General features: G+C 65.4%; 21 protein-coding genes. 9 read left to right on the top strand and 12 right to left on the bottom strand.

What is annotated here, in order from left to right:
• Positions 1-53: 53 nt before the first annotated feature.
• Together QQ977_RS11210 and QQ977_RS11205 are read left to right on the top strand one after the other, a co-directional pair.
• Positions 54-1169: a hypothetical protein gene (locus QQ977_RS11210; protein WP_285925839.1), complete on the top strand. Its 1116-nt coding sequence runs from the start codon at positions 54-56 to the stop codon at positions 1167-1169.
• Between the two features lie 210 nt (positions 1170-1379).
• Positions 1380-3083 (top strand): DUF262 domain-containing protein, encoded by a 1704-nt coding sequence (locus QQ977_RS11205; RefSeq protein WP_285925838.1) that lies wholly within the window; start codon positions 1380-1382, stop codon positions 3081-3083.
• 27 nt (positions 3084-3110) lie between these two features.
• Here QQ977_RS11205 and gcvH read toward each other — a convergent pair whose 3' ends face one another.
• From gcvH to QQ977_RS11180, 5 genes are all read right to left on the bottom strand, one after another.
• Entirely contained in the window at positions 3111-3494 is a 384-nt protein-coding gene (gene gcvH / locus QQ977_RS11200) for a glycine cleavage system protein GcvH (RefSeq protein WP_285925837.1), read from the bottom strand.
• Complete coding sequence (gene gcvT, locus QQ977_RS11195) at positions 3491-4624, bottom strand: glycine cleavage system aminomethyltransferase GcvT (RefSeq protein ID WP_285925836.1); 1134 nt, start codon at positions 4622-4624, stop codon at positions 3491-3493. The genes gcvH and gcvT overlap by 4 nt, the downstream gene beginning before the upstream one ends.
• A 162-nt stretch (positions 4625-4786) precedes the next feature.
• Positions 4787-6310: a hypothetical protein gene (locus tag QQ977_RS11190; protein WP_285925835.1), complete on the bottom strand. Its 1524-nt coding sequence runs from the start codon at positions 6308-6310 to the stop codon at positions 4787-4789.
• A gap of 96 nt (positions 6311-6406) precedes the next feature.
• Complete coding sequence (locus QQ977_RS11185; RefSeq protein WP_345783361.1) at positions 6407-6799, bottom strand: thioredoxin family protein; 393 nt, start codon at positions 6797-6799, stop codon at positions 6407-6409.
• A 37-nt stretch (positions 6800-6836) separates the two neighbouring features.
• Positions 6837-7112 (bottom strand): HalOD1 output domain-containing protein, encoded by a 276-nt coding sequence (locus QQ977_RS11180; protein WP_285925833.1) that lies wholly within the window; start codon positions 7110-7112, stop codon positions 6837-6839.
• A gap of 145 nt (positions 7113-7257) precedes the next feature.
• On the opposite strand from QQ977_RS11180, the gene QQ977_RS11175 reads away from it, so the two are divergent.
• On the top strand, positions 7258-7710 hold the full coding sequence (locus tag QQ977_RS11175; RefSeq protein ID WP_285925832.1) for an NYN domain-containing protein: 453 nt from the start codon (positions 7258-7260) through the stop codon (positions 7708-7710).
• 369 nt (positions 7711-8079) lie between these two features.
• On the opposite strand, the gene QQ977_RS11165 is transcribed toward QQ977_RS11175, so the two are convergent.
• Positions 8080-8343, bottom strand: coding sequence for a DUF7521 family protein (locus tag QQ977_RS11165; protein WP_285928702.1), 264 nt, complete (start codon positions 8341-8343; stop codon positions 8080-8082).
• Complete coding sequence (locus QQ977_RS11160; RefSeq protein ID WP_285925830.1) at positions 8343-8702, bottom strand: ArsR/SmtB family transcription factor; 360 nt, start codon at positions 8700-8702, stop codon at positions 8343-8345. The genes QQ977_RS11165 and QQ977_RS11160 overlap by 1 nt, the downstream gene beginning before the upstream one ends.
• 115 nt (positions 8703-8817) lie before the next feature.
• On the opposite strand from QQ977_RS11160, the gene QQ977_RS11155 reads away from it, so the two are divergent.
• Positions 8818-10539, top strand: a complete 1722-nt coding sequence (locus QQ977_RS11155; protein ID WP_285925829.1) for a carbamoyltransferase family protein — start codon at positions 8818-8820, stop codon at positions 10537-10539.
• Positions 10540-10549: 10 nt separating this feature from the next.
• Here the strand turns inward: QQ977_RS11155 and arcS are convergent, their stop codons facing one another.
• A complete protein-coding gene (gene arcS, locus QQ977_RS11150) occupies positions 10550-12307 on the bottom strand; it encodes an archaeosine synthase subunit alpha (RefSeq protein ID WP_285925828.1) in 1758 nt (585 codons plus the stop codon).
• Positions 12308-12429: 122 nt separating this feature from the next.
• Here arcS and QQ977_RS11145 point away from each other — a divergent pair, with 122 nt between their 5' ends.
• Both QQ977_RS11145 and QQ977_RS11140 read left to right on the top strand, forming a co-directional pair.
• Positions 12430-13626 carry a PQQ-binding-like beta-propeller repeat protein gene (locus QQ977_RS11145; protein WP_285925827.1) on the top strand — a complete coding sequence of 399 codons (1197 nt, stop codon included), beginning with the start codon at positions 12430-12432 and terminating at the stop codon, positions 13624-13626.
• Positions 13623-14051 carry a hypothetical protein gene (locus QQ977_RS11140; RefSeq protein ID WP_285925826.1) on the top strand — a complete coding sequence of 143 codons (429 nt, stop codon included), beginning with the start codon at positions 13623-13625 and terminating at the stop codon, positions 14049-14051. Before QQ977_RS11145 ends, QQ977_RS11140 begins: the two co-directional genes overlap by 4 nt.
• A gap of 27 nt (positions 14052-14078) precedes the next feature.
• Here QQ977_RS11140 and QQ977_RS11135 read toward each other — a convergent pair whose 3' ends face one another.
• Positions 14079-14735 (bottom strand): helix-turn-helix domain-containing protein, encoded by a 657-nt coding sequence (locus QQ977_RS11135; protein WP_285925825.1) that lies wholly within the window; start codon positions 14733-14735, stop codon positions 14079-14081.
• A gap of 83 nt (positions 14736-14818) precedes the next feature.
• Here QQ977_RS11135 and QQ977_RS11130 point away from each other — a divergent pair, with 83 nt between their 5' ends.
• Positions 14819-16150, top strand: coding sequence for a cytochrome P450 (locus QQ977_RS11130; protein WP_285925824.1), 1332 nt, complete (start codon positions 14819-14821; stop codon positions 16148-16150).
• 496 nt (positions 16151-16646) lie between these two features.
• A complete protein-coding gene (locus QQ977_RS11125; protein ID WP_285925823.1) occupies positions 16647-18017 on the top strand; it encodes an MFS transporter in 1371 nt (456 codons plus the stop codon).
• A gap of 14 nt (positions 18018-18031) precedes the next feature.
• Here QQ977_RS11125 and QQ977_RS11120 read toward each other — a convergent pair whose 3' ends face one another.
• Both QQ977_RS11120 and tgtA read right to left on the bottom strand, forming a co-directional pair.
• Entirely contained in the window at positions 18032-18406 is a 375-nt protein-coding gene (locus QQ977_RS11120; protein WP_285925822.1) for an RNA-binding protein, read from the bottom strand.
• Between the two features lie 58 nt (positions 18407-18464).
• A complete protein-coding gene (gene tgtA, locus QQ977_RS11115) occupies positions 18465-19943 on the bottom strand; it encodes a tRNA guanosine(15) transglycosylase TgtA (RefSeq protein WP_285925821.1) in 1479 nt (492 codons plus the stop codon).
• 253 nt (positions 19944-20196) lie between these two features.
• Here tgtA and QQ977_RS11110 point away from each other — a divergent pair, with 253 nt between their 5' ends.
• Positions 20197-21690: a hypothetical protein gene (locus QQ977_RS11110; RefSeq protein ID WP_285925820.1), complete on the top strand. Its 1494-nt coding sequence runs from the start codon at positions 20197-20199 to the stop codon at positions 21688-21690.
• 139 nt (positions 21691-21829) lie between these two features.
• On the opposite strand, the gene QQ977_RS11105 is transcribed toward QQ977_RS11110, so the two are convergent.
• The gene (locus QQ977_RS11105) at positions 21830-22099 is read right to left on the bottom strand and encodes a DUF7571 family protein (RefSeq protein WP_285925819.1); all 270 of its coding nucleotides are present in this window, start codon (positions 22097-22099) and stop codon (positions 21830-21832) included.
• Positions 22100-22272: the final 173 nt, after the last annotated feature.

Genomic DNA, 22272 nt, shown 5'->3' with positions numbered 1-22272 from the left:
ATGAGGGCTAGCTTCGCCGTCTCTCGTCCGGAACTCGACGGGGATGGTCGGTGATGATCGAGGACCTTCTCGAGGCGCTGTTCTCGTTGGAGTCGCTTATTGCCGCCTTCGGCGGCGGCGCGTTCGGGGCGGCTATCGGTGCGCTGCCGGCGTTTATTTTCACCGGCTTTCTCGTGATCGTCGGCGAAGCGGCAGTGCTGGTCGATCCGGGTGCGACCGCGATCACGGACGACGTCGCGTTCGGACCCGCGTTCTCGCCGGCGGTGAGCTTCGGCGGCGGGGCCGCAGCCACGGCCTATGCAGCGCGGCAGGGATACCTGAACACGGGGTTTCGCTATCACGAAGCGAAAAACGTCACCCGGGCGCTTGGCACCAAGCCGGACGTCCTCGCGGTTGGCGGCGCATTCGGCGTCCTCGGATTCTGGCTCACCGAACTCTCTGTAACGCTTGGCATGCCCTACGATCCGATCGCGATGGGCGTCGTCCTCTCGGCGCTGTTTCACCGGCTGATCCTGAGGTACAGTCTCGTCGGGAGGGTTCGCGGAAACGTCCTCGACATGAGTCCGTTCGAACGGGGCGAACGACGCGAGCCCGCGCCGGACGGCGGCCAGGCGACGGCCGAGAGGATCGAACACGAGTCCGGAGTCCGCTCGAGGATCCGTGCTCGACTGGTCGTCGAACCGTGGCTCCCCCACCAGTACAGGTGGGGACACGTGGCGACGACCGGGCTCGTCGCCGGCATTCTCGGGGCGTACGTCGCCGTCGTCACCGGCAGCGCCTTCCTCGCGTTCGGGATCAGCGCGGCGACGCTGCTGTTTCTGAACTGTGGCGTCGAGAACGTTCCCGTCACCCACCACGTCACCCTGCCGGCGAGTACGGCGGCGCTTGCCGTCGCGCTCGGTCCCGACGAGATCGAGGACGCACCGGTTCCGTACAACGATGCGGCCGTCCTCGCCGGAAGCGGCTCGCTCGAGGTCGCACTGCTGGTCGGCGCGGCGGTCGGAATCGCGTCCGCGCTGTTCGGCGAACTCTTCCAGCGAGTCTTCTACGCCCACGGCGAGACACACGTCGACCCGCCGGCCGCAGGAATCGTCTTCGGAACCGCGCTCGTCGTCGCCCTCTATCTCGTGACCGTGCTGCCGACGACCGTCTGGGTGCCGTTTTTCTGATCCTCTGTCGAGCCTCTCACGTGATCTGGTCTTCGTACCCCGTCGCGGTCAACAGCACCTCGAGTTCGTCCTCGTCGGCCGGTTCGATCTCGGGCCCGTCGCCTTCGGACGGCGTCGTACCGACACCGGTCGTCTCTACCGGTGAGTTTACCTGGACTTCCTAACACGTCGATCGGAAGTTCTAATTACAGCCATTTGTGAGTTTCTGGCATGGCTAGCGGAATCGGCCTCTCTGCGAACGAGGACACCGTCGAGAGCGTTTTCAGGCGGAACTATCGGTACGAGGTTCCCGACTACCAGCGCCAGTATTCTTGGGAAGAAGAGCAGTGGGACGCGCTGTGGAAGGATCTGACTGCGCTGGAGGGGGACGACACGCACTTCCTCGGCTCGCTCGTCGTCATCGAACGCTCGGGAGGACTGAACGACCCCAACGTCCTCGAGGTCGTCGACGGCCAGCAGCGGCTTACGACGCTTTCGATTCTGCTCATGGTGATTCGCGAGCGGTATCTCTCGGCGGGGAAGGAGGAGTCGGCCGAGAACATCGACGACATGTACCTCTGGGAGTCGCAGGTTGACCGGGACGACTTCCAGAAGCTGACCCTCAGCCGGTTCGACAACGACATCTACGAGTCGTTGCTCGAACGCCGGTGGGACGAGGCCGAGGACGGCCTGTTGCAGGAGGCGTTCGAGTTCTACACGGACAAGCTAGACGATCTCGATATCGAGGAGGTCGATTTCCTCCGGAAGCGACTGCTTCGGTCGATGACGCTCGTCACGATCGAGTGCGACGGGGAACAGTCGGCGTTTCGCCTGTTCGAGACGCTGAACGACAGGGGAATGGAACTCTCGTCGGTCGACCTGATGAAAAACTACCTGTTCAGCCTCGCGGCACAGCGAGACGACGTCGATTACGACGAGGTCAAGACGCAGTGGCAACGCATCGTCGACGCCGTCGTTCCGGCACTTCGCAAGCCGAGTATGTTCTTCCGACACTACCTGATGTCGACGCCAGAGCCGGACCTCAACGACAGCGTCTCGAACTACAAGCTTTACGATGTCTTCCAGACGTTCCTCGACGAGCGCGTTCCAGAGTCGAGTCTCACCATCGAGGAGTTCATCAGGGACATCGCCAGACAGTCCAGACGCTACGTCGACCTCGTCAACTGTGAGATCGACAGCTACGACGAGTCGGGTAACGGGGCAATCAACACGAAACTCGAGCACCTCGAGATGCTCAAATCCGGACAGGCGAGAACGCTCATGCTCCGGATCTTCCGCGAGTTCGAGAGTCCGAACCGCGCGATCGAGGCGTTGCAGGTCCTGGAGAAGTTTCTCGTCCGCTGGAAGGTCGCAAACTACGCGACCGGGAGCGAGCTGGACCGACTCTACGCCGACGTCTGCTCTACTGCCTTCGACAGCGACGATCCCGTCGAGTCGATCCGAGTACGGCTTCTCGAGAAGGCTCCGAGCGACCCGGAGGTCCGGGCGGGAATCGAGAACAAGCGGATGAAGCTCAACGACCAGACGAGGTACATGCTCTACGCACTCGAGGAGAAACGATTCGACGGGGTGAGTGCGGACGAGTTCCCCGAGGCGGATCTCGAGCACGTGGCCCCTCGAGCGGCGTTTAGCGCCGAGAAGTACAACGCCTGGCCGGCGGAACTGGACACGACCGAGGCAATCTTCGAGGAGCGACGGGACGTACTCGGCAACCTCACCCTGCTCGAGACGGACAAGAACGTCGAGGCGGGAGCGAATCCGTTCGACGCGAAGAAAGCGGTCTACGAGACGTCCCGGTTCGCGATGACCCGGGCGATCGCCGCCGAGTACGACTCGTGGACGATGGACGACATCGACGATCGGACGACTAAGATGGCGAAACTGGCGACCGATCTCTGGTCGCTGGAACGGTAACGAGAAGCGCTGGTACCACTCTTCGCCTTATGCGATCTGGTCCTCGTACTCGGTGGCGGTCAACAGCTCCTCGAGTTCGTCCCCGTCGGCCGGCTCGATCTCGAGCATCCAGCCCTCGCCGTAGGGCTCGTCGTTGACGAGTTCGGGGGCGTCGAACACCGCCTCGTTGACCGCGACGACCTCGCCGCTTACCGGCGCGTAGAGATCGGAGACGGCCTTGATCGACTCGACGACGCCGAAGGCGTCTTCCTGCGTGACCGACTCGCCCTCGTCGGGGAGTTCGACGAAGACGACGTCGCCGAGTTCGTCCTGGGCGAAGTCGCTGATACCCACGCGGACGACGCCGTCTCGTTCGTGTGCCCACTCGTGCGATTCCAGATACCGTCTGTCGTCGGGTGTCTCGAAACTCATGTGTCGATAAAGGGGATGGGTTCGACGCGTGCTTTCTTCGACTGACCGCGGACGACGATCTGCAGGGTCGTGCCGGGTTCGGCGTACTCCGTCGGAACGTAGCCCAGCCCGACCGGATCCCCGAGAGTCGGGCTCATCGTCCCGCTCGTGACGGTGCCGATCACGCGGCCGTCGGTGTTCGTGATGTCGTAGCCGTTGCGGGGGACGCCGCGGTCGATGAGCCGGAAGCCGACGAGTTCTTCCTCGACGCCCGTTTCGGCGATCCGCGCCAGCGCGTCCCGGCCGACGAACTCGGCCTCGAGGGCCACGGCGAAGTCGATGCCGGCTTCGTAGGGCGTCCGGGGGTTCGACTCGGGGTCGAACTCCTGGCCGGCGAGTAACAGCCCGGCCTCGATCCGGAGCGTGTCTCGCGCGCCGAGGCCACACGGCTGGCAGTCGAACGCCGACCAGACCGTCTCCGCTTCGTTCCACGGAACGACGGCCTCGAAACCGTCTTCGCCGGTGTATCCCGTTCGGGAGAGCCAGCACTCGACGCCTGCGAGCGTGGCTTCGGTCCCCGAGAACCGATCGAGGTCTGCAACCGGTTCCTCGGCGGCCGAGTCGACGAGGTCGACGGCGTTCGGCCCTTGCACTGCGAACATCGCGTACTCGTCGGTCCGGTTGTCGACCGTCGCCTCGAGGTCGTGGTCGGTGCGGTACTCGACCCACCGCTCGTGGGTTTCCTCGTCGGTGCCAGCGTTGGGGATGAACAGGTAGGTCGGTTCGCCGTCGCCGGTGTCGTCGTCGCGAGATCCGGGTGGCGTCTCGCGCTCGCCGGGGAGCCGATAGACGATGGTGTCGTCGATGATGATGCCGTCCTCGTCGGTCATCGCCGCGTACTGGGCGTCTCCGACTCCGAGGTCGGTGACGTCGTTCGTCGTGAGCCCCTGGACCAGCTCCGTCGCGTCCGGGCCGGTGACGTGGATCTCGCCCATGTGCGAGACGTCGAAGATACCGGCGTCATCGCGGACGGCCGCGTGTTCCTCGCGGATCGAATCGAACTCGACTGGCATGTCCCAGCCGCCGAACTCGGTGAACTTCGCTCCGCGCTCGGCGTGTAACCCACGTAGCGGCGGCGTCTGGAGCGGCATACTCGGATCGACAGCCTCCGAGAAGTAATGTCTTTTCGTCACCGGCAATACACCAGTCATGGTCCAGTCAACGGTTGCGTGGACTGAACGGCCGACTGAACCCGTATCGAGGCCACTCCCGGCAGCCGACTGTTGAACGAATCATGACCGGGTGTAAAGCTGTCACCGACCCTCGGGCCATCGTACGAACGGTTCCCCGGTACCCGCCCGCGTTCTGTACTCGGCTTGCATTCCGCGGACGGCCTCGGCGAAGCTCTCGCCGCGCTCGAGGCGGCTCCGGACGAGTTCGAGCTTCCAGGCACTCGGGGTCGTCTCCTCGTGCCAGCGCTGTTCGATCGGCTCGAGATACGCCGCGATCGTCTCGGGAGAGGCCCCCGCCGCCCGCAGTCCCCGGCGGGCGTAGTCGAACAGCTCCTCGTAGATGGTGTCGGGATCGCTCGTCCACGTGCCGTCTGCGGTGATCCACGCGAGGTCTGCCTCGAGGCCGTCCGTGACGACGTCGTAGAAACAGCGCTCGGCAGCGTCGGCCTCGAGGGTAGCGAGCGGGTGGTCGGCGTCGACGAGGCCGCGGACGAGACCGGCGACCAGACACTGGACGCCGACGTTGTCGACGATCGTCGGCTGAGTGGGTAACGGCCGGTACTCGATCCGCATCGACCACGCGTCTCCCTCGCCGATCGGCTGTCCGCCGAGGACGGCACGGAGCCACCGCCAGTAGGTGCCTCGTTTGTGATCCAGTTCCCAGAACCGCTCGCCGAACGTCTCCCGCTCCCCGTCGGAGAGCCACTCTTTGAGGAAGGGCGCACACGTCGGGTCGTCGACGAGGTACTCCAGCGCGTCGACCGTCCGCTCGAGACCGTCGGGAAACCGTACTTTCTCCCAGGCGTCGTCGATCGACTGCTCGAAGACGGGAATTCGGAGTTCGTGGTACGTCTTCTCGAGCAACGCGAACGGGTCGTCGACGTCGTACAGATCCGGGGGTAAAAGCGGGGAGTTCGTCGCCAGCGCGAGCACCGGACCGAGCGTCCGGATGGCGGTGTTGTAGTACCGCGGAAACGTCCCGACGTCCGGGACCTGAACGTGGGGCTGGATCGAACTCGTCAGCGACTCGAACAGCATCGAAGGAAACTCCCGGTCGACGCCGGGCACCGACAGCGTCACCGTCCCGCCGGCGTGTGCGATCACGTCGTTGTCGATCGCCCGGTAGCGCGGCGACGGCGTCATGTTCTCGGCGACGGTGTACCCGTCGCGTTCGCGGACGTCCGACAGGTACGCGTCGGTCCCTGCGGCGGGCGGAACGGTCCACATGGCATCGAGGACGAACTCGAGTCCGTTCTCGCCGGCCGCCTCCTGGGCCCGTCGGTACCGACGACGAAGCTGCTCGGCCTGGGCGACGATTCCCGCGTCGTCGAAGGGATCCGGATCGGTGTTGAGCTCGGCGTTGTGGCGTCCGAACTCTCGCTCACAGGCCGTCTCGAAGACGTCGTCGGGCACTCTCGCGAGCCGACCGTCCGCATCGACGGCGTAAATCTCGAGCTCGAGCCCGAGTCCGAAGCCGGGACTGTCGAGGCGACCCGCCCGCAACGCCTCGGCGAGAGCGACCGCTTGGTCGTCGACGCGTTGATCGAATGTCTCGCGGGTGTCGTCCGCGAGCGACCGTTCGACGAGGTCGATAGCGTCGGCCATTGCCGGAACAACAGGCGCGAACCGCTTAGCGGTGGCGGTGAGGGTGCCAGATCCGACCACGGTCGACTCGACGTTCTCTCTCGTCCGCTCTCACGCTCAGCTCTCGTTGACGGCGCTGGGAACGTGCTCCTCGAGAAACGCGATCACGTCATCGACACCCTGAAACCCTTCTGCCTTCCGGGCGCGTTCGTCGCCGTCCTCGAAGAGGACGAGCAACGGGACCGACTGGACGGCGAATCGATCGACGAGGGCGGGGTCGTCCCGTGGATTCACCATGCCGACGGCGACGTCGGTCGCCCGTGCGACGTTGCCGAGCACCGGCTCCATCGCCTGACACTTCGGACACCCCTCCGTGTACAGTTCGACGAGGGCCACGTCGTGATCGTCGAGAAATGACTCGAGTGCCGCCTCGTCGTCGATCCGGATCGGTTTGGCAGCGTCCATACTCGAGAGACGGATTCGCGCTGGAAAACGATGTCGGCGTGTCAGATCGGGTCTGGTCAGATCGGGCAGCCCTCCACTGGAGTCACTCGGTCGTCTCGCCCGACGTACAGTCGTTGCTCGCACGTGGCTGGGCGACGTCTACCCTGCCGGTACTGTCGACGGTCACCGGATACCCTTTGTACGTGAACTCGACCACCCCGTCGGCGTGTGTCGTTTCGTCGCCTAGCCGAAACAACGAGTCGAGTGCGTCCGTATCGATGACTGTTTGAAGCGGCGGTTGTAACGCGGCCGGGTCGACACCTTCGCAGTCGGCAACCTTCCTGACGACCTGCACGCTGACTGACTCCGTCTGGGCCATATCCTCCCTGCCAGGGGGTTCTATATAAACGTGGGCGATCCGTAGCCGACACGCGTCAGCCGTCTATCTGACGACACATGGTGGCAGCTCAACCGAGCCACCGATTTTCGTCACACCTATCTCCGGACTCCGGGTACGACACTGTATGTTCGACCGCGTTCGTACCCGTCTCGAGCCCGACGAGACGTCGACCGTCGGGCTGTTCGTCGACGGGCCGAACATCCTCCGCGACGAGTTCGACGTCGATCTCGACGACCTCCGGGAGGTCGCGACCGGCCTCGGCCGAACCGGCATCCTTCGACTCTACCTCGACGAACACGCCACGCCGGGACTGATCCAGGCGGCCGAAGCTCGCGGCTTCGAAGTCGTCGTCACCAGCGGTGACGTCGACGTGAAACTGGCCGTCGACGCCACCGCCCTCGCGACCGACGGAACGCTCGACGTGCTCGTGATCGCCTCCCGTGACACCGACTTCAAACCCGCACTCGAGCACGCCGGCCGCGTCGGCGTCGAGACGGTCGCGATCGCGCCCGGAAGCTACGGTCGCTCCGACGCCCTGGGAAACGCCGCCGACGAGGCGATCACGCTCGGAGAGTGATTCCATCGACTGTGGCCGCCGATCGGCCGAACCCGGCGTTCGGTCGACGACAGTCACAGTATCCGTTCCAAACTCATCCCAAATTATATGCAAGCGGTAGTCATACCCGCCGATAATGGATTCGGATACGGCGTCCCGGGGATCACTGTTGGGACTCGCAGGACTTGCGAGTCTCTGTTGTGTCGGTGCTGGCACAGTCGCGGTTACAGGCGGTGCCGCTGCAGGTGGACTGGGAGCCACCCTCGGACAGACGATCGTGACCATGGTGACACTCGGGATTATCTGGCTCGTCGTTCGCCGCCGAACCGGCTGCTCAGCCTGTGAGACGTGAGTTTCCCCCTCCCCCCCCCCCTCATGGCGTCGCCACACTCACTTCGTCAGTGAGAGAAGAATGAGGATCATCCCGCTCGAGACGATCGCTGCCTGGATGAGCCCGGCCGAGACGATCGAGGTTCCGAGGACCAGATAGAGCAGCCCCTCACAGATCGCTCCGGCTCCGATGAACACGAACCCGGCAGCGACGTACAGCATCGGTTTGCGGTCGTTTCGTCGGTAGCCGTGATAGGCCAGATACGCGACGGCGAGGCTCAACGCGAACGTGATGAGTTTCGCGATGAGAAACGGTGCCTCGATCATCGGTCGTCACGAAGGGCATCCCACAGCGACGTGAAGGTGTCTGCGAGTTCGTCACGCGTCTCCAGTGTCATCGTCAGTTCGCCCTCCGAGAGGTCGACGTGCAGCTCCTCGAGTGCGGTCTCGAACGTGCTTCGGTGTGCGCCGTCCGGTCCGATCGACCGGCGTTCGTCGATGAGGCCGTGTTCTTGGAGCATCGAGACGCGCCGATACACCGTCGTCAGCGACGCGTCACACGCGTCACTGAGATCTTTCGCGGACATCGGTTCCTGGTCCGCCGCGACGAGGATTCGCCGTGCGTAGTCGTCCGCCAGGATCTGAAAGACCTGGGACGGGGTCGACGATCGCTCCTGTTGCACGAGGATACAATCGATGTATCCGAACAAATAGGCGACGATTTGCTGGATCAGCAAATCGTCACTGTCATTTTGTCTCCGCTCAATTTTGGTCTAGGTTGCGTTACCTTCACGAGACATGACAGACTATCGACTTGCATTTAAACCCGCAATCGGTCTCTACGGCCAGCACGATCCGAGTGCTGTTCTCTTCGAAGACGGCACTCCCGTCTTCGGCGTCGAAGAAGAGCGATACACGCGCGAAAAACACGCGACGGAGACCTTCCCCGAGCACGCGATTCGGGCGTGTCTCGATTATCGCGACCTCGATCTTTCCGACCTCGAGCACATTCTGCTGCCGTACGATCCACAGCTTCAGGGTGAAATCGCTTCGCACTATCTCACCGACGCGATTCGAGCACCCGGGCTGGGTCGAAAGCTCTCCGCGCTAGAGCAAACGCTCGTTGCCCAGGTCCGGAGTCGGTTCGTTCCGACGCGCCAGGTCGAAGCCCGCCTCGAGTCGTTCGCCACACCTGTTCCACCGATCGAAACGATCGCCCACCACCGCTGTCACGCTGCGAGCGCGTTTCACCCCTCCGGATTCGACGAGGGAGTCGTCCTCACGGTCGACGCCAAAGGCGAGTACGACTCGACGGTGATCTGGGACGCCGACAGCGAGCGACTCGAGCGCGTGCGTACGTACGAACACCCCAACAGCCTCGGACTCTTTTTTGCCATCGTGACGGAGTATCTCGGCTACCGGATGTTCAACGGCGAAGGGAAGGTGATGGGGCTTGCACCGTACGGCGAGGACAACCCCGAGATCGAACGCGTCTTGCGGAGCCTGATCGACACCGGCGTCGACTACGACGTCACCAAACTGACGAAGCGATGGGGAACTGGCCACGGCGTCGCGTTGCTCGAGGACGCCTTCGGTCGCCCGCGAACGGAGACGCCCGGCGAGTTCGACCAGTGGGAGAAAGACCTCGCACACACGGCTCAGAAACTGCTCGAGGAGACGGTCGTCGAGATCGTGGAGACGGCCGTCGAACGGCTCGGGGCCGCGAACGTCGCGCTCGCAGGCGGCGTCGCGCTCAACTGCAAACTGAACAAGCGCGTTCGGGAGTCGCCGCTCGTCGACGACGTCTTCGTCCAGCCCGTCGCCCACGACGCAGGGCTCGCACTCGGGGCGGGGTGGGCAACGCAGCGTCCGGCGGACGTCGACCGCCAGACGACGGTCTACTTCGGCCCCGCCTACGAGACCGACGGGATCAGATCGACCCTCGAGACGAACAAGATCGCGTACGCAGAGCCCGACGACCTCGAGCGATACGTCGCCGAACGGCTCGCAGACGGTCAGCTCGTCGGCTGGTTTCAGGGACGAATGGAGATGGGGCCACGAGCGCTCGGAGCCAGGAGCATCCTCGCCGATCCTCGAACCGCCGAATCTCGAGACCGGGTCAATCGGTTCGTCAAACACCGCGAGGAGTGGCGGCCGTTCGCCCCCTCGATGCTCGAGGAGGCGGCGAGTGACTACCTCGTCGACGGACAGCCGGCACCGTTCATGATCGACGCCTACGACGTCGACCCTGAAACGACCGACGACCTCGCGGCCGTCTTGCACCCGGCCGACGACTCGACGCGACCCCAGACGGTCCGGGAAGACCAGCACCCCCGCTATCATCGGCTCATCTCCGAGTTCGCCGACATCACCGGCGTGGCGGTCGTGCTCAACACCTCGTTCAACGACCACGCCGAACCGATCGTCCGGACGCCGACCCAGGCGCTCAAGGACTTCTACGGGATGGGACTCGACGTGCTCGTCCTCGAGGACCTCGTCGTCGAGAAGGACACGCAGTAGTTCGGCCGGGTTACGTCTCTTCGACGTGGCGGATCTCACACGCGACGCCGCGTGAACTCTCGACCATCTCGCGGCCGAACATCTCTGCGCGGCCGACGGCGAACGCCTTGGGACCCTCGACGACGACCTCGTCACCCACCCGGATCTCCTCGTCGGCGTCGACGACGCCCGGCGCGAGGACGCTGCCGTGGGGGACGAAGCCGTCGATTTCGACGCGTTTGGTGGGTGCGTCGCTCTCGACCCATCGCTTCGCGCCCTCGAGCGTGAACGACAGCGTCCCGTAGCGGGCGACCATCGTCGCGAGCTGGGTGTTCGCACGGTCGCGGACCTGGATCTTCGGATAGCGACTGGTCGTTTTGATGTCTTCGAAGAGGTCGTCGCCCGCGCCGTCGCCGAGCAGGTAGTCCGCGATGGCCCGGACAGTGTTGTGCTCGCGTTCGCGTTTCGAGTATTTGAGCTCGCCCGACAGTGCTTCTCGGAGGTTCGCGAGCGAGGCGTCGTCGGTCGGGTGTGCGCCTGCGTCGACGGTGTAGGTGATCTCGAGGTCGAGTTCGTCCTCGACCCGCTCTACGATGTCGCGGTAGCCCTCGTCGGGGACGTGGGCGACGATGTCGGGATAGGAGTTGCGCTCGAGGTATCGCCGGAGGACTTCGCTCACGAACTCGATCTCGTCTTCCGACCACCGGCCCGTGACGACGGTGTCGTAGTGCTGGGCGGGGTAGGTGGTCTCGAGTTCTTGGGGAACGACGCCGATCGGGCTGGTCATCGAGACGAGGTGAGCGCGCCACTGGACGGCGTCGTGAAACTGCTTGTGACTCTGGGAGTCGCTGTAGGGCTTTCGAGCGGAGCAGGGGACGAGCACGAGTGGGTTCGAAAACCGGTTGCGATAGCGCGTGGTCACCCGGTCGGCGTAGCGCTGGATTTCCACCCGACGGAGCGTGTCCTCGGTCGCTGCGGTGATCTCGGCCTCTCTGAGGATCGGCGTCCGTTCCTCGAGGTAGCCCCACTGATCGTCGAGTTCGCGCATCGTCGCGGTGAGCCACTGGTCGTGGCGGGCCTGGCCCTCCACGTAATCGCGCAGCCGCCCCTCTCGAATGCGCTGGCGGACGACGGCAAGTTCGGCTGCGAGCGCGTTGCGGTTGTGTTCGACGCAGTCCTCCCGGGTAAACTCCTCACGAGGCGTTCGACAGGCCGGACACGAACAGGGCAGTTCCTCGAGATCCTCGAGGAAGTACTCGTTCTCGGTCGTGAGGTACGTCCCCTGCGTACCGTTTACGATCGCTCTCGAGGCGTCGAAACAGTCGACGCCAGCGTATGCGAGGGTGGCGACGTTTCGGGGTGTGGCGACGCCGGAGAAGATCACTGCGGTGTCCTCGGGAACTGCCTCGCGGGCGTCGACGACGGCCTCGACGAGCGCCGCGCCGTGGCCGACGATCGATTGGACGTCCGAGAGGACGTAGGCGTCCGTGCCGTGGTCCGTCGCACTCTCGCTCGAGACGACCGCGGCGCTCGGGTACTCGACGTCGGGGTGGTCGACGGCGAACGATTCCTGAACCTCCGCGGCGGTCCCGCCCGGGAACGCCCGGTGTGGCAACACCGTGAGGCGGGCGTCGTCGCCGTCGGGCACCTCGCGGTCGCTCGCCCACAGCGAGCCGGCGTCTGCGAGGACGTCGTCGACGAGCGCGGGCGTCCGGACGGACGTTTCGAGCCGGAGCTCACCCAGGCGGGCGGCCCCGTCGCGCTCGTGGATCTCGAAGTAGTCGGTCATACTGGAACTGGATGGTGGCGCGCGAAAGAGGCTGTCGGTGTGACTCGAGGCGGCCGATCGGCACGACGCGGTCGCCGTCGGTAGCGAAACACACATGTCATCGTACCCGACATCGTCGAACGATGCCCTCCATCGACAGACGCCGCCTTCTCGGGACGGCCGCCGCCGCGCTCGTCGGCAGCGTCGCGGTCCGTCGGATCGGCGCCCAGCCCGACCGCGAGCCGGCGACGCGGTCACCGGGATGGCACCACCCCGAACGGGACGGCGGTAACACGGCCTCGACGACCGATCCAGGTCCCCGGACCGACGGCGAGATCGGCTGGGAACGACGGATCGACACGACTGATTCGGGCGGCTTCTCCGGGTTCGCACAGTGGGACGAGACGCTGCTCGTCCCCGGCGACCGTCGTCTGGTCGCGATCGACACGGCGTCTGGTGACCAGCAGTGGCGCTTCGCCCCCGCGGATCGCCGGTGGTCGCTCGACGCGAGCCCGCGCGTTCGCGACGCGACGGCGTTTCTTCCCTCCCGGAGCGTCTACGTGAACGCCGTCGACCTCGAGACCCGCCGTCTCCGGTGGCGCTACCGCACCGACGGGAGCATCCACGCGACGACGCTCGCTGGAAGCCTCCTCTGTTTCAGCAGCTTCCTCGATGGGAACCGCCGGGTGATCGCACTCGAGACCGAGACCGGAACCGAACGCTGGCGATCCCCCGGCCAGTGGCACGACGCCGGTGCGACCGGGGACGTCATCGTTGCCGTGCGGAGACGGGAGAACCGAAACCTCGAGCTAAAACTCGCCGGGGTCGACCTCGAGACGGGCGAGACGGTGTGGTCGGGAACGCCCGACGGGTTCTCGCTCTCGCTCGGATCGCAGGTCGTCGCTTGCGAGGATCGGGCGCTCGTCACCGGCCACGAGGGCGTCGTCGTCCTCGAGGCGGCGACCGGCGAGAGGCGGGCGACGCTCGAGGGGGTGCCCGCCGCGGGTGGTCTCGCGGTCGGCCCCGACGGGGAGCGCGTCTACGTCACCGACCCGTGGGAGGAGGCGGTGACCGGCGTCGACCTCGCAAGCGACGACCGCTGGACCGTCGAGACCGCGGCCGAGTCCGGCATTGCGGTCGGCGACGACACCGTCTACGTCGCCACGGCCGACGGACTACTGGCGCTCGACGCGACGGACGGCGAGCGTCGGTTCGCCGTCGAGCCCGAGATGACGTCACCCACCTCGAGGCCGTCGCGGATCGAGACGACGCCGCTCGTCTCCGGCGACGTCGTCTATCACCGGATCGGCGAGGCAGTGTACGAGGTGCGTCGGCCGTGACGGGGCCTCTCGACGCGGCCGCCGACTCGATCGCCCGGCTCGGTCGCGTCGTCGCGATCGCGGTCTCGCTCGCGTTCGCGTTCGCACCGTTGTCGTCGATCGCCCGAGACGTCTCGCTCGTCACCGGCGTCGACCTCGTCTCACCGGCTGCCGGGGTCGGTCTCCTCGTCGTTGCGGCCGGACTCGACCAGTACGGCGATCGGGGACCGTCGTCGTATTTCGCGTTCGCCGTCGCGACGGTTGCGTGCTGGTCGCTCTTCGGGTGGCTGAGTGGTCTCTCCGGCCACCGTCTCGAGCTCGCGCCGACGATGCTGGCCGCCGAGGCGCTCGTCTTTCTCGCGGCGGTGACGACTGCGGTCGCACTGACGTTCTACACCGACTGGAGTCTGACGTCGGACAGCGATCCGGACGAAGGCACCCGGTAACGACGTCGACGGCTCCGGTACGTCGCGTCATCCCTGCCGGTTCCACTCCAGCGCGTCCTCGACCAGCCGCGCCTCCGCCCGTCGGAGCAGCGTCGAGGCCGTCGCCGTCGTAATCCCGAGTTCCTCGGCGACCGTCTCGAGGTCTCCCTCCCGGGGCACGTCGTAGTAGCCCCGGTCCCAGGCGACCTGGAGCGCTTCGCGCTGACGGTCGGTCAGGCGTCCCTCGACGGCCTGGGCGTGGTCGCCGATCCAGCTGACGGTCGCATCGATCCCCGGGGGAAAGTTGTCGATCGTCGCCTGCAGGTCTTCGGGGTGGCCGATGAGCGTCAGTCGCATCGTCCGGTCGGGTCGGAACTCGATCGGCGGCACGACGACGATCGTCTCCTGATCGAACGCGCGCTCGAGCGAGCGGCCGCTGTCGCCGAGTTCCGAGCGTGCGTAGACGAAGAAGCCGCCGTCGCCCGTCGGCCGGAGGTCGTACTCGAGGAGTCCGGACGTCGCCTCGAGTGTCCGTTCGTAGGGCTCGAGGTCGCCCTCGACGTAGCTCAGGATCGTCTCGACGCCGTCGTCGGCGCGTCCCTCGAGCAGGTACTCCCGCTCGATCCGGGGCGATTCACACACCAGTTCGTGAGCTGGGTGCATCGTCTCCGCGTCGTACTCGACGACGAGCCGGACGGACTTCATCGTCCGTTCGTACAGACGGCACTCATAAATGTCCTAGCCTGTTCGCGACAATCGGCTTCGAGGGACGCGATCGACCTGGATGTATGAGCGAATCAGACGTTCCGGCCGTCGAGGGGTTGCCAGTCGTGGGAAACGCGCTCGGGATGGCCCGCGATCCGTGGGGGGTCACCGAACGGGCCGCGAGCGAGGGCGACGTCGTCCGGATGCGGATACTCCGGCGGGAGCCCTACCTCGTGACCCACCCGGCGGCGTTCGAACGAGTGCTGTTGAGCGAGAGCGACCGATTCCGGAAGGCGGACGTGTTGAGCGAGGCGCTTGCCGACGTGGCGGAGACGGCGGTGATCTCGGCCGAAGGTGAGCAGTGGCGTCGCATCCGGTCGAGTCTCGAGCCCGCCTTCGACGCACGGCGGGTCTCGAGTTTCGCCGACGAGATCGTCGCCGAGACCCGCCGTCACGTCGACCGCTGGGAGGACGGCCAGCGGATCGACGTCGGCGCGGAGATGCGAACGCTGACCGCCTCGATCTTCGGCGCGACGCTGTTCGGCGACGGGTACGAACCGCTGTCGGCGGCCACGAACGAACTCGTCGCGGCGATGGCGGATCGCTTCGAGATGCCCGCGCTGTTCGTCCCCGACTGGGTGCCCACGCGGACGAACCGCCGGTTCGACGCCGCCGTCGACCGGTTCGACGGGACGCTCGAGCGGGCTATCGCCGACCGACGCGAGGGGGACGGCGAGACCGAATCGGCGGGTTTCGACGTGCTCGGGGCCCTCGTCGACGCGGCCGACGAGGGAGAGCTCTCCGACCAGGAGCTGAAAGACCAGCTGTTCACGCTTCTTTTCGCCGGCCACGGGCCGACGGCGACCGCCCTCGAGTTCGCGTGGTTCTCGCTCGCCCGGACGCCCGAGGTCGCCGAGAGACTGGCGAGCGAAGTCGACGACCTCGAGGGCGAGCCCTCGCTTTCATCGCCGGGGCCGGACTCCTACGTCGCGTCAGTCGTCGACGAGACGCTCCGGCTCTACCCGCCGGTGTTCGAACTCTGGCGCGAGCCGAACGCGGACGTCACGATCCGGGGCTATGAGGTGCCGGCCGGCACGGAGCTGTTGTTGCCCGTCTACACGCTCCACCGCGACGAGCGCTGGTGGGACGAACCCGAGCAGTTCCGTCCGGAACGGTGGGCCGACGAGGACGTCCCGGCCGAGGAGTTCGCGTACGTCCCCTTCGGCGTCGGCCCGCGCTCCTGTATCGGCCGCCGGCTGGCGACGCTCACCCTCCGGCTGGCCGTCGCGACGATCGCCCGCCGGTACCGCTTCGAGCTGGCACCCGACCAGTCCAGGACGGTCGACCTTGGGCTATCGACGACGCTGTCGCCGTCGGAGCCGATCGAACTGGTCGTCCGTGAGCGATCGGACTGATCGAAACGTTCACGTATTCTCCTGTTGACATCGATCGCACGGTCAGAATGACCACCAACACTCGCTTCTGACGGGTCCGCCGTCGCTCCGGGGACTGTCTGCAGTTGGCTACTCGGCACTGTTCCGTCTCCTGCTGTCGAACAGCCCGGGTAGCGCTCCCCCGTCCGTGAACTGCCGAACGCCACACACGGGGGAGGGTACGTTCGCGGTCGGCCGGCGTCGGGCTCGAAGACGATCCGTCCGGACGCCTCGAGCCGACTGCACGCAGTCGACCGTCGCGCCCGCTGGTTGTCGACCTTCGCACTCGTCGGCGACCGTCGTCGCACCTGCCGGCGGTCGATCCCACACGTGTTCGCGTTCTCGAGGTCGTTCGGTCACAAGCCGTAGCGACGCCTCCGTGCCGGGTTCGTGCCGGCGTCGACCGTCGTACACGACCTCGGCGGGGCGAACCGACGCGAACAGCGACAGCTATACGATGCAAACAGATGAAAGAAGTTTGACAGGAGCGGCTCGGACCGCCGCGGCGACGTTCGCCCGCGCGGTCTGTGACCAGTACGCCTCGATCGGCCAGCTCGAGGATCGCGACCTCGCATTGCTCGCGAGCGCGAACCTCTTCGGGACGATGTCGATCTCGATCGTCCTGCCGCTGTTGCCGACCTACGCCGACGACCTCGGTGCCGGGCCGGTGGTGGTCGGGGCGATCTTCGCGGCACCCGCGGCGGTGCGGGCGCTGGGGTCGCTTCCCGCGGGCTACCTGGCGGACCGGATCGGTCGGCGGCGGCTGATCGTCGGCGGCGCGGTGCTCAACGGCGCTGCCGTGATCGCGCTGGCGCTCGCGTGGTCGCCGCTGTCGATCCTCCTGCTCCGGGCACTCGACGGCCTAGGAATGGCCGCGAAGGGACCCGCGACGACGGCGTACATCGGCGACACCGTCCCCGGCGAGGAACGCGGACAGGCGATGGGCGCCTACCGCACTGCGGGGATGCTCGGGCTCGCGGTCGGCCCCGCCGTTGGCGGCGCGATCGCGTTCGTCGGCGGCCACGCCGCGCCGTTTGCCGTCCTCGGGGCGGCGACGCTCTGTAGCGCGCTCGCGCTCGTTGCCTTCCTCCGGCCGATCGAGCGACGGGACCGGACGAGCACCCGGGAGTGCAGCGAAGGAGAGCCGACGAACCGGGCCCGAACGGGTGAGCGTTCCGCCCGAGGTCGCCTCGAGGCTGCCCTCGAGCGCGCGATCCCCGACGCGTCTCGCGTGCGTCCGTTCGCCTCGCTCTCGATCGTCGCGCCTGGGGTCAGCGTCCTCGTCTCACAGCTCGGAACGGGGGCGTTCGCCCCGCTTTTGGCACCGCTGCTCGAGGGGACCGTCGACGCCGGGCCGGGCTACGTGAGCCTGGCCTGGAGTTGTTTCGGGCTCGGGATGGTGCTGTTTACCCCAATCGGGGGGACGGTCGCCGACCGCGTGGGCCGGAAGCCGCCGCTGATCGCGAGCAAGGTCGGCTGGGCGGTCGTGATCGCTGGCCTGCTCGTCTTCGAGACGCGTCCAGCCCCGCCGGCGTTGCTCTTTCTCGGCGGCGTCGTCTCCGGCCTCGGCGGGCCGGCGTTCGGGGCGCTCCAGTACGAACTGGCACCCGAGGGCCGCGAGGGGACCCTGGCGGGAATCTACTCCGGGCTGGACTCGACCGGCCAGGCGATCGGCCCGCTGCTGGGCGGCTTTCTCGCCGGCTGGGTCGACATCGCGACCGTCTTCGCGCTCATGGCGGCGGTCTGGGTCGCGGACACGCTGACGATCGCTTTCGGCGTCCGCGATCGCTCGCGGGACGGCAGCGGAACGGACGACCCGGGTGAGAAGCGGTCCACGGACGCGGGGTGAGATGCAGCCGGCAGTCAGGTCTCGAGGGCCGTCGCCGTCGCGGAGGTGTGGCCGCGGTTGTAGGAGAGAATCTTGAACCGGCACACGTCGCCGACCGCGAGGTCGTCGGGGACGTCCTCGACGAAGACGACGAAGCCCTCGACCTTGCAGACGGCGTGGCGCTCGCCGGTGTGGTGCGTCGAGAAGTCGACGACGCCCGCCTCGCACACGTCGCCGATCTCGACGGGCGGCTCGCGGGCCTGGGCATCGCGGTGGCGCTCCCAGGAGGCGAGCTCGTCGCCACTCCGTGGGGCGTCGTTCGAGTTCCCTCCACGGAACCGACGGACGACCCACGAGGCGACGACGACCAGCATGACGAGACCGATCACGAGCGAGCCCATCCCGAGCATACGAACGGAAGGGGACGCTCGTGCCTTCGTCGTTCCGGTTCCGGGAGTCGAAGTTCGGCTACCGATCGCTAGTCAGATCTATCGTCTCGAGGTCGTCGGGAAGCCCCGCGAGCACGCCGTCGGGCCAGCCGTAGTGGCCGAGCCTGAACGCCGTTTCCGGGTTCGCCTCGACGAGGCGGGTTACGCCGCGAGAGGCGGCCTCGCGTGCGCTCCGGTCGGTCCGGTCGGGCAGTTCGGCGGTGAGCGGGTAGCTTTTCGAGAGCGCGGGCGGGACCGGGCCAAACGGCGGGACGACCCGCCAGGAGTCGTCGTAGGCGTCGGTGCTCGAGGAGCCTCCCTCGGTGAGAAACACCGAGTCGGGAACCGACAGTCGGGCGAGCCGGTCGTGGTGGCGGACGACCTCGGGTCGACGCGCGCTCTCGTGTGAGGTGTAGAAGAACGACCCTTTCGAGACCGGGTCCGAGGTCTCGAGTTGCTCGGCGTGGTCGAGCAGGGCGCGATAGCCGTCGAGCATTGCCGGATGGGCGCGAGCACGCTGTTCGACGAGCTCGAGTAAGTCCCCTGCGCGGATGGCCTGTTTGATCCGCCGGATCTCCTCGAAGGAGACGTGGAGGTTGTGTGCACCCAGTTCCTCCTCGCGCCGACCATCGGGGAGTTCACGGAGTTCTTCGGGAGTGCATTCGGTACAGACCGGACAGGAACAGGGGAGATACGCGAGGTCGTCGAGGTGGCGGGTGCCACGGACGGTGAGATACCGGTCGTCGCGGGCGTACAGCGCGTAGGCCGCTGAATCGAACAGGTCACAGCCCATCGCGACCGCGAGCGCGAACATCATCGGGTGGCCGGCTCCGAAGAGGTGGACGGGCGCGTCGGCTCCGAGGCCGCGTTTCGCGGCGGCGACGACGTCGACGACGTCGGCGTATCGATAGTCGTTCATCAACGGGACGACCGCACCGACCGGGAAGACGTCGAGATCGGTCGCGTCGGCGTGTCGGGCGGCGTTCTCGCGTACATCGGGGTAGGTCGATCCCTGGACGGGCGCGTTAACCAGCATGTCACCGGTGTCGACCGCCTCGGCGACCTCGAGTCGTTCCTGTGTCGTCTCGAGGTCGGATTCGGCTCGCTCGCGGGAGACGTCGGGCGGCGTCGGCAGGTCGACCGGCGTCCCGACGTCGGAGCCGATCTCGCGTTGGAATGCGAGAATGTCCTCGGTCGTGACCGTGATCTCGCCGTACTCCGAGAGCTGAAACGAGCCCGAGTCGGTCATGATCGCACCCGGGAAATCGAGTAACTCGTGGAGGCCGACCTCGAGTGCTCGCTCGCGGAGACTGTCGGTGTTGTGAATGATGTACGCGTTGGTGATGAGCATCTCGGCACCGAACTCGTCGGCCAGCCGTCGCGGGGAGACCGTCTCCAAGTTGGGATTAATCACCGGCAAGAGCGCGGGCGTCTCGACGGTGACGTCGGCACGCGGTATCCGTAACTCGCCGATTCGCCCGCCAGCGTCGGTCTCTCGGAGCTCGAAGCAATCGCGCATCGGCTGTGTGTTGGTGAGCGTGGCGGTAAACGTTCCGTTCGTCATGTCACTGGCCGATAGGTGGCAGGCGAAGGCGAAAAACCCGTGAGGGTGGGAACGGGGGTGTCTATCCGGCCGCTGTAGAACTGTCTCGAGAACCAATACGTGAAACACACATTAGCGGGTTGTCGCCGTTCTAAACAGTGGTTTTTCTCGACACAATTGTGTAACAGTCGGGTCGTTTTAGCCTGGTGATCGATGTAGCCGTTCCCGCATGGTTTCACGACCACGACAAATCGGTGCCGTCTTCGTTGCAGCCATCATGATACTGTCAGCGCCAGCACTGGCCGGTGCGGCAGTAGCCGACGAAGACGACGCCGGAGACACGAGCGCAACGTTAGAGAACGTACAGGTGGGAACACTCGATCTCGACGACGTCACAGTCGAAAACGCGACGATCGAGGAGCTGAACGTCGATCAGCTGGACGTTGACGAAGACGAGCTAGAAGAGGTGATCGACGATAACGACGTCGATGACGAAGAAAACGACGTTGACGACGAGGAGAACGACGTTGTCGATGACGACGGCGTCGACGACAACGACGTCAACGATAACGACGTCGATGACGAGAACGACGCAGTCGACGACAACGACGTCAACGACGAGGAAGACTTGACGTTGACTGACGTCCAGATCGAGTCGCTCGAGATGGAGAACGTCTCGATGACGGACCTCGAGATCGACGAGGATGAGGTCGACGAAATCGACGAGAACGACGTTGACGACGAGGAGAACGACGTCGTCGATGACGAAGAGAACGATGTCGCTGACGACGAGGAGAACGACATCGTCGATGACGAGGAGAACGATGTCAACGATAACGACGTCGATGATGAGGAGAACGACGTCAACGATAACGACGAGATCGACCTGATCGACGAGGACGCTGACGAACTCGAGATCGAGGAGTTGACGATCGAGACGATGAACGTCGATCGGATGACCATCGACGAACTCGAGATCGAGGAGAACGACGGCATCATCGATGCGGTCGGTGACTTCTTCGAGGGTCTCTTCAACGACGATGACGACGACGAAGCCGATGACGACGAGATTGACGACAACGACGAGGCCGACGATGCCGAGATAGACGAGAACGGTGACGAGAACGCCGTCGATGACGAGGACGACGAGGTCGATGACGAGAACGCTATCGGCGAGGAGGACGACGAGGTCGATGACGAGAACGCCGTCGACGAAGAGGACGACGAGGTCGAAACGCAGGAGATCGACCACCTCACGATCGAGGAGTTCGAGGTCGGTGACTTCACGTTCGAGTCGATGACGATCGAGTCACTCGAAGAGGATGACGAAGACAACGACGTCGCTGACGACGAAGACAACGACGTCGCTGACGACGAGGACAACGACGTCGCTGACGACGAGGACAACGACGTCGCTGACGACGAGGACAACGACGTCGTCGATGACGAAGAGAACGACGTCGCTGACGATGAGGAGAACGATATCGTCGATGACGAAGAGAACGACGTCGATGAGGAAGAACGGGCCGAACACGTCTCCGCCGAAGCGATAACCGTCGACGATTCGACCGTGGGGACGATGACGATCGACACTGACGAACTCGAGGACGAGATCGATGTCGACGATGACGACGAAGACGACGTCGATGACGACGAAGACGACGTCGATGACGACGAGACGAACGACGACGACACCCTCACCTCGATCGGAATCTTCGCCTGATCGAGCGCCGTCGGTTTCGAGCGATCCGTCACCCGGACGCTTTTTTGTGGGCTAGTAATTGATGGTGATCACAATGTGGTTTCGTGACCCGTTCCACGTAGCCATCTTGATGAAAATATTGTTCGAGAGCGACTCGCGTTTAGGTGGACATGTGGCCACGCGTCCAGCCAGGATCGTGGCCAGTGCAGTCTATGAGATCGGAGCGACACGCCGGACAGTAGTCAGGGGTGACGGATTCGCTTCGAGGGACGTACACTGCGCCGCCACACTTCACGCATGCATCCGCGACGATGGTCGTGCAGTCCGCACAGATGTTGAAGTCGTCAGCCGTGAGTTCGCGCAGAGGTTCGAGTTGTTTATCGAGGAGATACTCGTCAATGTCCGTCTGGCAGCTCTGGCACGGTTTCATAGCGATGCATGTCTTACCTCGTGACCGTCCGGTAAATACCTGCGTCTCCGGAACCGAACGCACTGTCGAAATCCGACCGAGCTGTACGCGCCCCCCATCCGTCCGTTTCAAATCAGGAGCCGCGGTACCGCGAGTCGCGGAAGTGTTATCCGTGTTCTGTGCGTACGCTTGTT

It is taken from the genome of Natrialbaceae archaeon AArc-T1-2 (genome assembly GCF_030273315.1).
Classification (GTDB): Archaea; Halobacteriota; Halobacteria; order Halobacteriales; family Natrialbaceae; genus Tc-Br11-E2g1.
Note: the sequence above shows the minus strand (reverse complement) of the source record. Positions and strands in the feature narration are given on the sequence as shown.

Bases quoted from the DNA above. Each gene is read 5' to 3' on its own strand.
- QQ977_RS11135 (WP_285925825.1), bottom strand. From the start codon at position 14,735: ATGAAGTCCGTCCGGCTCGTCGTCGAGTACGACGCGGAGACGATGCAC.
- QQ977_RS11120 (WP_285925822.1), bottom strand. From the start codon at position 18,406: ATGCTCGGGATGGGCTCGCTCGTGATCGGTCTCGTCATGCTGGTCGTC.
- QQ977_RS11155 (WP_285925829.1), top strand. From the start codon at position 8,818: ATGACAGACTATCGACTTGCATTTAAACCCGCAATCGGTCTCTACGGC.
- QQ977_RS11180 (WP_285925833.1), bottom strand. From the start codon at position 7,112: ATGGCCCAGACGGAGTCAGTCAGCGTGCAGGTCGTCAGGAAGGTTGCC.
- arcS (WP_285925828.1), bottom strand. From the start codon at position 12,307: ATGACCGACTACTTCGAGATCCACGAGCGCGACGGGGCCGCCCGCCTG.
- QQ977_RS11190 (WP_285925835.1), bottom strand. From the start codon at position 6,310: ATGGCCGACGCTATCGACCTCGTCGAACGGTCGCTCGCGGACGACACC.
- gcvT (WP_285925836.1), bottom strand. From the start codon at position 4,624: ATGCCGCTCCAGACGCCGCCGCTACGTGGGTTACACGCCGAGCGCGGA.
- QQ977_RS11130 (WP_285925824.1), top strand. From the start codon at position 14,819: ATGAGCGAATCAGACGTTCCGGCCGTCGAGGGGTTGCCAGTCGTGGGA.
- tgtA (WP_285925821.1), bottom strand. From the start codon at position 19,943: ATGCGCGATTGCTTCGAGCTCCGAGAGACCGACGCTGGCGGGCGAATC.
- QQ977_RS11210 (WP_285925839.1), top strand. From the start codon at position 54: ATGATCGAGGACCTTCTCGAGGCGCTGTTCTCGTTGGAGTCGCTTATT.
- QQ977_RS11205 (WP_285925838.1), top strand. From the start codon at position 1,380: ATGGCTAGCGGAATCGGCCTCTCTGCGAACGAGGACACCGTCGAGAGC.
- QQ977_RS11105 (WP_285925819.1), bottom strand. From the start codon at position 22,099: ATGAAACCGTGCCAGAGCTGCCAGACGGACATTGACGAGTATCTCCTC.
- QQ977_RS11175 (WP_285925832.1), top strand. From the start codon at position 7,258: ATGTTCGACCGCGTTCGTACCCGTCTCGAGCCCGACGAGACGTCGACC.
- QQ977_RS11145 (WP_285925827.1), top strand. From the start codon at position 12,430: ATGCCCTCCATCGACAGACGCCGCCTTCTCGGGACGGCCGCCGCCGCG.
- QQ977_RS11110 (WP_285925820.1), top strand. From the start codon at position 20,197: ATGGTTTCACGACCACGACAAATCGGTGCCGTCTTCGTTGCAGCCATC.
- gcvH (WP_285925837.1), bottom strand. From the start codon at position 3,494: ATGAGTTTCGAGACACCCGACGACAGACGGTATCTGGAATCGCACGAG.